This window comes from Flavobacterium branchiarum, assembly GCF_030409845.1.
Lineage (GTDB): Bacteria > Bacteroidota > Bacteroidia > Flavobacteriales > Flavobacteriaceae > Flavobacterium > Flavobacterium branchiarum.
Genome location: NZ_JAUFQQ010000003.1, coordinates 13,728 through 26,315 on the forward strand (window position 1 = coordinate 13,728; position 12,588 = coordinate 26,315).

At 34.1% G+C, this 12,588-nt stretch carries 16 protein-coding genes; all 16 read left to right on the forward strand.

Translation table 11 applies throughout. The annotated features are described in order from the left end of the window. Window positions 1-3 precede the first annotated feature (3 nt). Complete coding sequence (locus QWY99_RS00320; RefSeq protein WP_290259682.1) at window positions 4-993, forward strand: hypothetical protein; 990 nt, start codon at window positions 4-6, stop codon at window positions 991-993. An 8-nt stretch (window positions 994-1,001) separates the two neighbouring features. Further along, entirely contained in the window at window positions 1,002-1,190 is a 189-nt protein-coding gene (locus QWY99_RS00325; protein WP_290259684.1) for a hypothetical protein, read from the forward strand. After that, a complete protein-coding gene (locus QWY99_RS00330; RefSeq protein WP_290259685.1) occupies window positions 1,190-1,699 on the forward strand; it encodes a hypothetical protein in 510 nt (169 codons plus the stop codon). Before QWY99_RS00325 ends, QWY99_RS00330 begins: the two co-directional genes overlap by 1 nt. 7 nt (window positions 1,700-1,706) lie before the next feature. Then, the gene (locus QWY99_RS00335; protein WP_290259687.1) at window positions 1,707-1,991 is read left to right on the forward strand and encodes a hypothetical protein; all 285 of its coding nucleotides are present in this window, start codon (window positions 1,707-1,709) and stop codon (window positions 1,989-1,991) included. Between the two features lie 3 nt (window positions 1,992-1,994). Continuing rightward, on the forward strand, window positions 1,995-2,297 hold the full coding sequence (locus tag QWY99_RS00340; RefSeq protein WP_290259689.1) for a hypothetical protein: 303 nt from the start codon (window positions 1,995-1,997) through the stop codon (window positions 2,295-2,297). A 3-nt stretch (window positions 2,298-2,300) separates the two neighbouring features. Next, a complete protein-coding gene (locus QWY99_RS00345; protein ID WP_290259692.1) occupies window positions 2,301-3,128 on the forward strand; it encodes a nucleotidyltransferase in 828 nt (275 codons plus the stop codon). Beyond that, window positions 3,118-3,582 carry a hypothetical protein gene (locus tag QWY99_RS00350; RefSeq protein ID WP_290259695.1) on the forward strand — a complete coding sequence of 155 codons (465 nt, stop codon included), beginning with the start codon at window positions 3,118-3,120 and terminating at the stop codon, window positions 3,580-3,582. Before QWY99_RS00345 ends, QWY99_RS00350 begins: the two co-directional genes overlap by 11 nt. Next, on the forward strand, window positions 3,579-4,400 hold the full coding sequence (locus tag QWY99_RS00355; RefSeq protein ID WP_290259698.1) for a hypothetical protein: 822 nt from the start codon (window positions 3,579-3,581) through the stop codon (window positions 4,398-4,400). Before QWY99_RS00350 ends, QWY99_RS00355 begins: the two co-directional genes overlap by 4 nt. 2 nt (window positions 4,401-4,402) lie before the next feature. Continuing rightward, complete coding sequence (locus QWY99_RS00360; protein WP_290259699.1) at window positions 4,403-5,356, forward strand: hypothetical protein; 954 nt, start codon at window positions 4,403-4,405, stop codon at window positions 5,354-5,356. A gap of 2 nt (window positions 5,357-5,358) precedes the next feature. Beyond that, window positions 5,359-6,537, forward strand: a complete 1,179-nt coding sequence (locus QWY99_RS00365; RefSeq protein ID WP_290259700.1) for a BspA family leucine-rich repeat surface protein — start codon at window positions 5,359-5,361, stop codon at window positions 6,535-6,537. A gap of 19 nt (window positions 6,538-6,556) precedes the next feature. Beyond that, the gene (locus tag QWY99_RS00370; RefSeq protein ID WP_290259702.1) at window positions 6,557-6,934 is read left to right on the forward strand and encodes a hypothetical protein; all 378 of its coding nucleotides are present in this window, start codon (window positions 6,557-6,559) and stop codon (window positions 6,932-6,934) included. Beyond that, on the forward strand, window positions 6,934-7,401 hold the full coding sequence (locus QWY99_RS00375) for a hypothetical protein (RefSeq protein WP_290259704.1): 468 nt from the start codon (window positions 6,934-6,936) through the stop codon (window positions 7,399-7,401). The genes QWY99_RS00370 and QWY99_RS00375 overlap by 1 nt, the downstream gene beginning before the upstream one ends. 281 nt (window positions 7,402-7,682) lie before the next feature. Further along, a complete protein-coding gene (locus QWY99_RS00380) occupies window positions 7,683-8,225 on the forward strand; it encodes a thymidylate synthase (RefSeq protein ID WP_290259706.1) in 543 nt (180 codons plus the stop codon). 125 nt (window positions 8,226-8,350) lie between these two features. Further along, the gene (locus tag QWY99_RS00385) at window positions 8,351-9,250 is read left to right on the forward strand and encodes an outer membrane beta-barrel protein (RefSeq protein ID WP_290259708.1); all 900 of its coding nucleotides are present in this window, start codon (window positions 8,351-8,353) and stop codon (window positions 9,248-9,250) included. 358 nt (window positions 9,251-9,608) lie between these two features. After that, entirely contained in the window at window positions 9,609-9,926 is a 318-nt protein-coding gene (gene trxA, locus QWY99_RS00390; protein ID WP_129540038.1) for a thioredoxin, read from the forward strand. A gap of 89 nt (window positions 9,927-10,015) precedes the next feature. Further along, window positions 10,016-12,586: a M1 family metallopeptidase gene (locus tag QWY99_RS00395; RefSeq protein WP_290259716.1), complete on the forward strand. Its 2,571-nt coding sequence runs from the start codon at window positions 10,016-10,018 to the stop codon at window positions 12,584-12,586. Window positions 12,587-12,588: the final 2 nt, after the last annotated feature.

Genomic DNA, 12,588 nt, shown 5'->3' on the forward strand with positions numbered 1-12,588 from the left:
TAAATGTTTTATTTAACAAGCGATATCGCAATTGGAGGTTATCCAAATATAAAGCCATCAAAAGTTTCTTGGAAAACAGATATTAATAGTTTTACAGATACCTGTACAATTGAATTGCCAAGGATTAAATATTTGACAAATGAGAAAACGATTACTGAAGATATACAAGAGCCAAATAATCGTTCAGAATATCTTTTTAAAGAAAACGACAAAATCAGCATATTGCTTGGTTATGATGGTAATAACGTAAAGCGTTTTGAGGGATTTATCAAGCGAGTAAATATGGGAATTCCTGTAAAAATTGAATGTGAAGGATACAGCTATTTATTATATGACATCATTTTTAATAAAACTTATTCAGTCGTAACTGTAAAGCAGTTGCTAACTGATCTATGCTTAGGAACTGAAATTGTTTTATCAACTGAAATACCAAACGTTCCTTTAAAAAATGTTCGATTTAAAAATGCCACAGGTATTCAGGTTTTGGAATGGCTAAAAAAAGAGGTGCATTTGTCGGTTTACTTCAATTTTAATGAATTGTATGTAGGTACTCAATACGGAAAGAAAGGCAAAACGGTAAAACTTCGTTTAGGTTGGAATACCGTAAAAGATGATGATTTTAAAAAACGTCTGGTTGATAAAAATATTAGAATAGTTATCCAGGAGAAAAACGGCCAAGGAGAAGTTAAGCGCACTAAATCAGATGCTGACAAGTACGACAATTTAAAAACTGTAAAAGTAAAGGCGGGATTGCCCGCTGATCTGCTAAAGCAAATTGCTAACAGGTTGCAGACCAAAAGCAATTATAAAGGGTACGAAGGCAATATAACAGCATTTTTAGAACCAGCCACAAACAAAGGAGATATAGCCGAAATAGATGGTTACAAATATCCCGATAAATCAGGAAACTTTTTTGTAGAAAGCGTTTCGGGTGAGTTTGGAAAATCAGGAGGCAGGCAAACAATTCAATTAGGTTTTATAGCAACAAAATAATTAAGACAATGAAAAAAATAGCCCTTACAAAAAATAAAAAAAAACAATCAAAAGCTTTTCAAAAAGCGGTTGAGCCTTTAATGAAATATTTGGCTAAGAATCACCATCCACATACAAAATGTATAGTTGAGAATAATATTGCTGAATTAGTAGAAGGGATTGAAGTTCATAATACAGATAAATTCATATTGGATTAATGCCAACATTTGATCAAATAAGAGAGGGGCTTGAAAGCCTTGCTAAGAATCATGGTCCTGCTGTAAGCAACATTGCGAAAGTTAAATCTGTTGATGAAAATACAGCTTTATGTGTTCTTGAAGATGAAGACGGACAGGAATTTTTAGACGTACGACTTCGCCCGGTTCTCTCAGATAAAAAAAGTTTCATCCTGGTACCAAAAATTGGCAGTTACGTTTTAGCTGTTCGCGTTGAAGATGATGACGACTGGATGATTATTGCAGCCGATGAAGTTACAAAAGTTGGGTATTACATTGAAAATACTATTATTGAAGTTGATGCAACCGGATTTTTATTTCAAAAAGAAAACGAAACATTAAAAAAGATAATGGTTGATTTAATAGCTGCTATAAAAGCGATGAGTTTTATTGTTTCAACTCCTGACACTTTAACTGGTAACACAACGGTGCTGAACAATATTCCACAATTCACAGAAATTGAAATGAGAATTAATCAGTTTTTAAAATAGGTTTAAAATGACAGATTTTTTATTAGATGATGATTTTGATTTATTGGTTACCGATGGCGATTTAGTTGTTGGAGAGAGTACCGCTCAACATCAAAAAATGTTAATTCTGATTGAAAAAGGAGAATTAAAGGACGTGCCAATGCGCGGTGTTGGAGCTCAAAGGTATTTAGAAGATGACAGCCCCGAAAATTTAGCCAGGGAAATTAGATTAGAATTTTCATTTGATGGTATGACAGTAAATAAAATACAAATAGCATCCGATTTGACAATTGAAATCGATGCAAAATATTAGAAAATGACAGTAACTGTTTTAGTCTTGCAATCTTGGTTTGATTTAGCCGTACAACATACTGGAAGTGTTATGAACGCTTATGAGCTTGCTCTTGCTAATGGCGATAGGTCAGTTACTGATGATCCAATTTCAGGCGAACAAATAATAATCCCGAGCAACATTACAATTTTAAAAAAAGAAACGGTCTATTTAAAAAGCAAAACAGCAATACTAGCTACAGGAATAACTAAGGGTCAATTAGATCAATTAACACCGCCTATAGGTATAGGAACAATGATTGTAGGATCAACATTTATAGTAGATTAAAAAATGGCAAAAAAAATAACAGATATTTCAAACGAAATTTACGCTAAAATAGCTGCTGATTCAACGCTCCCAAATTCGATAAGTCAATCAGCAATTTATAGACGATTTATATTTATAATTAGTTATGCAATTTGGCTTTTAGACTCTCTTTTCGATACTCATAAAGCAGAAGTTACTGACATTATAGAGCAACAATTTCCTCATAGACCATCTTGGTACAGAACCAAAGCAAAAGCATTTCAGTATGGTTTTGATTTAATTGAAGATACCGACAAGTATGATAATGTCGGATTTCCGGAGGAACAAATTGAAAATTCTAAAATAATTAAATATTCAGCAGTGACACAATCAGCTGGACAATTGCTGATAAAAATTGCAACTGAAAGCGATGGCGTTTTATCTCCAATTTCTACTCCTCAAAAAGCATCCTTTGATGCCTACATGAGTGAAATTACAGATTGTGGTGTAAAATATATTGTGGTAAATCATTTACCTGACATTTTGCTGTTGAACTTACAAATATTTCGTGATTCATTGGTTATAGACAATACTGGGATGAGTATTTTATACGGGAACTTCCCTGTACAAGATGCTATTTTAGAGTACATGAAGGAGCTTCCTTTTAATGGTGAGTTAGTGTTGTTTGATTTGGAAACAAAATTAAAAAATATTGAAGGGGTAAGAATTCCAAATATCGTAAATGCGGAATCTCAGATTATTGATATTTCTACGGGTGAGTATTTACCACCCAAAGCAATAAATGTAAAGACAATTCCAGAGAGTGGATATTTTGTAGTGCCAAATTTTGATAATGTGAAATATGTGGTATAAAATAGATTTTGATAGGCTTATTCTTTTGTTGTTGCCAACATTTTTACGAAAGCCAATATTGTTTGGTTATATCAAAGCTTTGATTTCGCCTATCAATAGTTTGCATTATCAATGGACACAAATGCGCACAGACAATTTGCTAAAGCTTTCTTATAATGGGCAAAAATGCTATTTAAGAAAAGCGCTTAATGATAAATTCGACCCTGAATTGCGGCGGATTACCATTAGTGATGTTGAACAAATAGATCAAGATTATTTATACACCCAGTCTGAAAATTTAGATGTGTACTTGGGGGTAATTTACCTAGAGCAAGAGTTTAATTATGTAAATGGATTAGCCGAATTTTTGGTAAATGTACCAGGGATAATTTTGAACACAAAAACAAATGAAATAACTGCTGTTGTAGACTTCTATAAGTTAGCTGGCAAAAGTTTTCAATTAATAACGATATGAATAGTATAAATTTTACTCAGGTTGGTGGTTTCCCAATGACGACAAATATTTTGGGAAGAATGCAAACAGCATACTCATTGTTTAATGCATTCGGTAGCATAGTTGGAGACCTAACCATAATCTCTGGATGTATCATTACTGGTTCTAACGTAAGTGATGGTGTTGTCTATATCAACGGTGAGGTTTTGGAATTTAGAGGAGGATTGATACAGACGAAAGTTATCATTAAAGAAGATACTGAAAATTTGATTTTCCAAAATGGAAATTCCTATCCTTCAATAAAAATACGTTATGCTACTTTCAGTTCTGGAGTCGGTGCAATAGACTGGGTTGATTTTTCCCGTGGATTTTCGACTAAGGATATACCAAATGCCTTAAATGCTAAAGTTGATAACACTACGCTAGATAAAGTGATTTTGCGCGTTGCTGAACTTGAAAAGAAAAATGCAATTTTCCAAACAGGGGGAGGAATGGTTCTTTGGAATAAGTCCGCAAATTTAATTCCTACTGGTTGGGCAGAAGTTGTTAATTGGCGTGGTCGTATGCCTGTGGGGTGGAATTCTGATGACCCAGATTTTGAAACCATAGGTAAAGTAGGCGGTTCTAAAAATGCAAACATCGCTACTCCTATTGGTGGATATGGTGTTGGTGTAGATTCAGGCGGAACGCCTTCAGGGCAATTGCTTGTTTCTTCAGGTGCGGAAGAACGTGGAGAATTTTTAGAATCGGTTAAAAAAGCGTCATCAGGTCCTACAGGAACTACAGTTAATCACATGAATCCCTACAGAGTAGTAATGTTTATTGAGTATATAGCATAATTATGGCAGATAAAAACACATTAAAAAACTGGTTTAGAACAGGTTTAAAACCAACGCAGGTGCAATTTTGGAATTGGATGGACAGCTTTTGGCATAAGGATGAAAAAATACCTATAACAGCTATTGATGAGATTGAGGGAATTTTGAATGCAAAGGCGGAAGCAATTATTTTAACAAATCACTTAACCGATGATAATGCTCACGCAGATTTGTTGTTGGGCAAAGAAGACAAATCAAATAAAGGAAAGTCAAACGGCTATGTGCCTTTGAACGAATTTTCAATAATTGCTCATCAATATTTATCTATTGTCAACAATCTTGTCTCAGGTGGTGATAATTCTTTATTAAGCGCAGAACAAGGGAAGATATTACAAGAACAAATAGATGCTATTAATCTTTTATTGACATCTGACGATATAAATTTAGATACTATTCAGGAAATTGTCGATGCAATTAAAGAAGTTGAGATTTCTCTAAGTACGATATTGGTAAATGACTTGACTACTGGCGGAACTACGAAAGCTCTGACTGCTGAAATGGGTAAAATTTTAAAAGCCTTAATCGATGCTTTAACAGCAAACAAAGTGGATAAGGTAGCTGGAAGGAGCCTGATTTTAGAAACGGAAATAGCTCGTTTAGCTGGAGTCACCAATCAAGACATTACAGGGAAACAAGATATTTCAAACCAAATTGAGGTTTCTACATCGCAAAACGCACAGCCTTCTTGGCATGGAAAAACGGTTATTTTTACAGCTAATTGTACTATAACCATACCCATAGCACTTGTTGATTCTTATTTATTTAATGGTATCACATTGCCTGGTGTAACAGTTGGCTGGGCTATCATAGCTCCTAAAACATGGTTAATGGGGACACCTGCCAATACTGCAGAAAAACAGATTTTTACCTTGACACAGCGTGGAGCTACTAACAGCATTTTATTATTAGGACTGTAATTATGGGAGCGTTAATACAAAATACAGTTTTTGGAAAGAGCAAATACAAACCATTTATCTCTACTTGGAAAACGGACAATCTTTCAACTGGGTCAAGTCAAATAAACCAAATAAAACTACCACTCACCGCTGGTGGAATTTATAACTTTAGTGTTGATTGGGGAGATGGCACAGTATCTAGAATTACATCTTGGAATCAGGCAGAAGCTACCCACACTTTTTCAAACGTTGGAATTTATCAGGTCATTATTACTGGTAAATGTGATGGATTTATATTTAGAGGTACTGGTGACAAGATGAAATTAATGACTATTCAACGATGGGGGAGCTTTTTTTTTACTATTAATGGTAGTGCCTTTGACGGCTGTGTAAATCTTACACTTACTAATGTCGAAGATATACCAGAATTAAAGATGGTTAGAGGTTTATCATTTACATTTAGGGATTGTATATCGTTAACAACAATAAACCATCTAGAACTTTGGGATACTTCAAATATTAGGGGCATGACAGGTCTCTTTCAAGGCGCTAAAAGTTTTAATCAAGATATAGGTGGATGGAATGTTGTGTCTGTTGAAAATATGATAAGAATGTTTGATGAAGCAACTAATTTTGACAATGGGGGTAGCTCAAGTATAAATAACTGGAATACTTCAAAAGTGGTATTAATGGAAGGAATGTTCAATGGTTGCAAAATATTTAATCAAGATATCAGCAATTGGAATACTTCAACAGTTATTAACATGGGTACAATGTTTAGTGATTGCTTATCCTTCAATCAACCTATAGGAGGTTGGGACACTTCAAAAGTTACTGATATGAGAACTATGTTTAATTCTGCTAAAAGTTTTAATCAACCTATTGACTCATGGGATGTTAATAATGTTAACAATATGAAAGCTATGTTTTATAACGCTTTAAATTTCGACCAAAATATAGGTAATTGGAATGTATCAAATGTAATTAATTTCAAAGATTTTATGAAAACAAAAACTCCAACAACATTTTCAGCAGTACACTTAGACGCCTTATATAATGGTTGGAGCACAAGGATTTTGAAAGCAAATTTAGAAATAGATTTTGGAAGTTCTAAATATACATCTGGATCTGCAGCTTCACGAGCAGTACTTACGTCTGCCCCTAACAATTGGGTTATTAAAGATGGTGGACAAACTACATAAATATTTATTTAAGACAATTATGATACAATTAAATACAGCATATACCCACTCCAACAGATTTGGAGGCTTAACGGGTAAGTTACAAATCGAAATTACTTCCTGGACAACGATGCCAGATGCAAAAATCTTTAGCATAGAAGATTTTGTTATAGATGAATTTGGAGCAAAACATCAAATCAATTGTCGCCAGAAAAGGGTAGAAAACAATGAACTTGATATATTAGGTGTTTCGGTAAAATCTGCTCATAATTTTGAAGGTATGACTGATTCTCAAAAAGATTGGGCAAAAGCGAAAGCTGGACTATTGCTTTTTATACAAAGTGACTTACTGGATGATGGTATTCATACCATTTATGGGAAACTACCTGGGGATTGGGAACTAACACCACAAGTATAATGTTAGGTTCATACTCTCATTTTTTTAAACAAGATTCTAATGCGCTAAGAAAACGAAGAAAAGCCGTATCTCAGCTGTTAAAACTAAAGGGGTACAGCTTCTGCGAAATAAATATTTATATTATAGCGTATGACTTCTTTTGCTCCAATCCGTCTGAATTTGATGGCGCAACTGTTGTCAAAGATTTATGTGATATTCCTGGTCTCGACCTTGACGCCATGCTGCATGATTACCATTACCTTCGTTATCGGGTAGGATCGAGTTTTACCCTAAAATGGAAAGCGGATTGGGCTTACGCCAAAGGTCAGGAGCGTAAAGGAAAAGGGCAATACAGTGCGTTTTCAAGATTCGTAGGATTGACTATCATAGGGCTTGTTTTTGTACCTTATACGCGAGTAAAGCGAGGCAAGCTATCAAGAAACCAAAAAAAGGAGTTTTTAAAAGAATACCAAATTTTAATCAAGTAATTCCAAAGGAGAGGGGAAGTAAAAAATAGTCCTCCAACATTTTTAACTCTTACCACAGAATTTAAAAATTTAGCACCAAAGCCACCGTTGGAGGACATATGTCTTCTAATGGTGGCTTTGCTATTTTATATAAATTCTGTGGTAAGGCAAAGATAAAATAATAATCATCAATCAAAAATCGAAAATGAATAAATACCACGAAATACTAACTAAAATTACTGCTAGAGGGAAAGTACAACAAAATAAAAAAAGGATCCATAACCTTTTTATTAAACGAAAAATTGGAGTTAAAACCAATTGACTTACTGGAATTATTTGAAAGTCATGGTTTAGCTAAAAAGAAACTCAAGGATGAATTAAATTTATTCATGCAAGGCGAACGATCCACAGAGGCTTATCGTGGCATAGGGATATCTTGGTGGGATTATTGCGGTCCTATTTTAGTTAACAGCTACCCAACGTACTTTGAACAGCTACCAAAATTGATTAAGAAAATCAATAAAGAGCAACGTACGTCAAAGAATTATGTACTTTTTTTAGGTTCTAACAACACTGAGAGTAATCAACAACCGTGTTTAAGTTTGATTCAGTTTCAAATAACGAGTGGCAAACTGGTTGTAAGCGCATATCAAAGAAGCTCAGATGCTTCACTAGGTTTACCGAGCGACATCTATCACTTGTATTTGATAAGTAAACAAATCAACGTACCGTTGAAGTCTATTACATTGTTCTTAGGCAATGTGCATATTTATGAAAATAACCTTGAAGCCACCCATGAGCTACTTGGAGGCGGTATAGCAACGTTTTGTTTAAATGTTGGTTAATTGGTGTTTAAACTTAATTTAAAAGCCTGTACAGAGTATGTACAGGCTTTTAAGATTTATCTGAAAAAATGTACATTTCAATTTAGATTTGTGTACATTTTAATTTTGCGATTATATTATTAGGAATGATGATTTGTTCAATGGCAATGGTAGCCCAAACTGAAAAGGCAGAAAAACCGGAAAGTTGGTACTTTAAATTAGGAGGATCTTATTTCTTGCAAACAGCAGCGACTGAGTTTCCAACTGTAGGAGGGAATCTTCCTTTGAGTAAAACTTATGTTGGTGGAAAATTAGTTTCTGAAGAAAGTGTAACAGGTTCTTTTGGTGAAGGTTTTAGAACAGGCATAACGGCTGGATATAGATTTAATGCTCGTTTAGGAGTTGAGTTAGGTGTTAATTATTACACTAGTAATGATAAGACTATGGCGCAAACTAAATCAGATTTGCCTATTACGCCAGCTGGTGTTTATAGCTTTAAATCTGTTGGGCAAATTACAGCCTTTGATTTAGCTCCTGCTTTAGTGTTGTTTTTAGGAGAACACAAAGGTTTTGAGCCGTACACAAAAGTTGGTATTTTGGTGCCAATTCATGGTGATTTAGAGATTACTACTGAGGCTTATGCTCCAATCGCTTTTGCTCCAAATGGTGCTCCAACTGCTTTTGGAAATGTTCATAGTGTTGATAAAGTAAAACCAAACCCAACTCTTGGTTTTGTTGCTGCTTTGGGAACATCTTATAAATTAGGAAAAAACATTTCTGTTTTTGGAGAATTAGAGTACCGTAACTTTACAGTACATGGAAAAACTAAAGAAACTACAGAATTTACTGTTAATGGTAATGATGCTTTAGCGACAAGAAGTACGGCACAGATTCATACAAATTATGGTAATTCTTTGAATACAACTTCTAATAATGTTTTAACGAATCCTACTGGTTTTGATAAAACAAAGCCAATGGACGAGTTGAGCTCTTATGTTGGTATTAGTGGATTAGGTCTTACTTTAGGACTTAAATATAGTCTATAATTTTTTTTGCTTTTTTTAGTTTTTAGAAAAGAGGATGTTCGAAAGAATGTCCTTTTTTTTTATTTGTTTCTAATTGAAGAGAGAAGATCTTACGAAGATTTGTTGGCCCTGTCCCGATTGCTATCGGGGGTAGCGATGTCCTTTTATGGCTTTCTTTAAGCTGTAAAAGGAAATGGCTTCTAAATACAATTGAAAACGGAAAGAAGTATAAATATTTGTAATGCGTTTATAATGAAAACTAATTTATAAATTGAGGGGAATTGATTTTAAATTTCTAAATTTGTACTCGAGTTCGAAACTCATTAAAAATTGTCCCCCGAAGCGATGTCTGAGGGTTAAACTTTAAACAAAAAAGAAAATGGCTTTAGCAATAACAGATGCTACTTTTGAAGAAGTAGTTTTGAAATCAGATAAACCAGTTATGGTTGATTTTTGGGCAGCATGGTGTGGACCTTGTAGAATGGTTGGTCCAATCATTGATGAGTTAAGCAATGAATATGCTGGAAAAGTAGTAGTAGGAAAAGTAGATGTAGATGCAAACCAAGAATTTGCTGCAAAATACGGTGTACGTAATATTCCAACTGTTTTGGTTTTCCATAACGGAGAAGTAGTAGGTAAACAAGTAGGAGTTGCTCCGAAACAAACTTACGCAGATAGTTTAGACGCATTGTTGTAATCGATAGCGATTATCAATTTATATAGAAAAGGTTTGGCGAAAGTCAAACCTTTTTTTATTTTTAACCAATATCAAAACCTATTTTAAAAATGAAAATTGTTTACTGCTTCCTTAGTTTTTTTGTTCTAATAAGTTCATGCTGGTCACAATCTGAAAAAAAGAATGATTTTGTATTAGAAAGAGGTGTTTCGGAGGAATTAGCTATTTTTAGGAAACAGCAAGTTTCTGATGTGTCTTATGAATTGTCATTTGTTATTCCTGATAAAAAGACTCAAGAAATTGTTTCTAATCTTGTTGTGGGGTTTAAGTTGTCTGATTTAAGCCGTCCTGTGTATTTGGATTTTAATGAAAAATCTCAAAACATAAAAGCAATTCTTGTAAATGGAAAAAATGTAGCTATCGTACATGAAAAAGAACACATAGCTATTCCTGAAAAGAGCTTAGTAATTGGTGTAAACAAAGTTGAAATTTCATTTATAGCAGGTAATTTGTCGTTGAACAGAAATGATGATTTTCTTTATACTTTGTTAGTTCCGGATAGAGCGAGTACATTGTTTCCTTGTTTTGATCAGCCAGATATTAAGGCTACTTATGTTCTTTCTCTTGCTGTGCCAAAAGATTGGGCTGTTCTGGCAGGTGCTCCTGTAACAGAAAGAACGGAAAAAGGAGAAGCTGTTGTTTATAAATTCGGGAAGTCGGATAAAATGAGTACGTATTTATTTTCGTTTGTAGCTGGGGAGTTCAAACGTATTACTGCTAATCCTAGTGGTAGTAGAGAAATGACAATGCTGTACAGGGAGAATAATCCAGAAAAGATAAAAGCGAGTACAGATACTATTTTTAATTTGCATCAGCAGTCTTTAGGTTTTTTAGAAAGCTACACGCAATATCCATTTCCTTTTCAAAAATTAGATTTTGCTTCAATTCCTGTGTTTCAATACGGAGGAATGGAACATGTGGGGGTTATTCAGTATAGAGAATCTACTTTGTTTTTGGATAATAGTGCTACTGATAGTGAAAAGCTTAATCGTGCTAAATTAATTGCGCATGAAACAGCTCATATGTGGTTTGGTGATTTGGTAACGATGAAATGGTTTGATGATGTTTGGATGAAAGAGGTTTTTGCAAACTTTATGGCTGATAAGATTATGAATCCTATTTTTCCAAAGGTAAATCATAAGTTACAGTTTTTAACAGCCCATTATCCTAGTGCTTATGCAGAAGATCGATCTGCAGGAACGCATCCTATTAAACAGAAACTGACTAATCTTAAAAATGCAGGATCGCTTTATGGAGGTATTATCTATAATAAAGCGCCGATTATGATGCGTCAATTAGAGGCTTCAATGGGTGAGGAGGCTTTTAGAAAAGGGATTCAGAAATACATTCAGAAATATGCTAATGATAATGCGAATTGGGAGAACTTGGTTGAAATTCTGGATGCTGAAACTCCATTAGACTTGAAGAAATGGAGTGATGTTTGGGTTAATAAATCAGGAAGACCAATTCTTGCGAGTCATATTAAATATGATTCAGCAAACCGTATAAAAAGTTTCGAAATAGAGCAACAAGCAGAAGATAAATCTAAGAATCTTTGGCCACAGATTTTTGATATTGGATTGGTGTATCCTGAAGGTATTAAGGTAGTTGAGGTTTCGGTTAAGGATAGAATGACTAAAGTAGAAAATGTTGCAGGATTGGCTAAGCCAATTACGATTATATACAATTACAATGGCTATGGTTATGGAGTTTTCCCTGTAGATGTAGACAATCTAAATTATATTCCAACGATTAAAGATGAGGTAGCGAGAGCGTATAGTTATATTAATCTTTATGAGAATATGTTGGCTGGTGTTGTTACGCCTATGAAGGCATTTGACTCTTGCCTTGAAGGAATTAAAGTAGAGCAAAATGAATTGGTTGTTAGGATTTTGTCAAATCAGTTGAATACTATTTTTTGGAAATTTCTAACAGATAAACAGCAAATTGCATGTCAAAAGCAACTTGAGGATAATGTTTATGGGCTCTTGCAGACAGATTTACCAAAAAACATTAAGAAAACGCTATTTGGTTTGTTTAGCTCTATTGCTTATTCGGATTCGGGTAAAGAAAAATTATATAGAATATGGAATAAAGAAGAGGCTATTGCTAATTTAAAATTAAATGAGGACGATTATACTGGTATAGCTATGAATTTGGCTATATTTAAACATCCAAAAGCGGATGAGATTCTGAGTAAAGCTAAGTTGGCGATTACTAATCCGGATAAGCAAAAGAGATTTGAATTTTTACTGCCTTCGTTGTCAAAAGAAGATGCTGTTAGAGATACTTTTATGTTGTCTTTAAAAGAGGATAAAAATAGAGAGAAAGAAGCTTGGGTTTCATCGGCTTTGGCAAATATTCATCATCCACTGCGTCAGGAAAGTGCTAAAAAGCATCTTCGATTTTGTTTGGATTTAGTAACTGAAATTCAACGTACGGGAGATATCTTTTTTCCAAAAGATTGGCTTAATGGCACGATTGGAAGATATTCGTCAAAATATGCTTTTGATGTAGTGCAAACGTTCTTGAAAGAGAATCCTAATTTTAGTCCGATATTAAAGAGAAAACTATTGCAAGCAACGGATGATTTGTATCGTGCGCAGAAAATAAAAAAATAAAC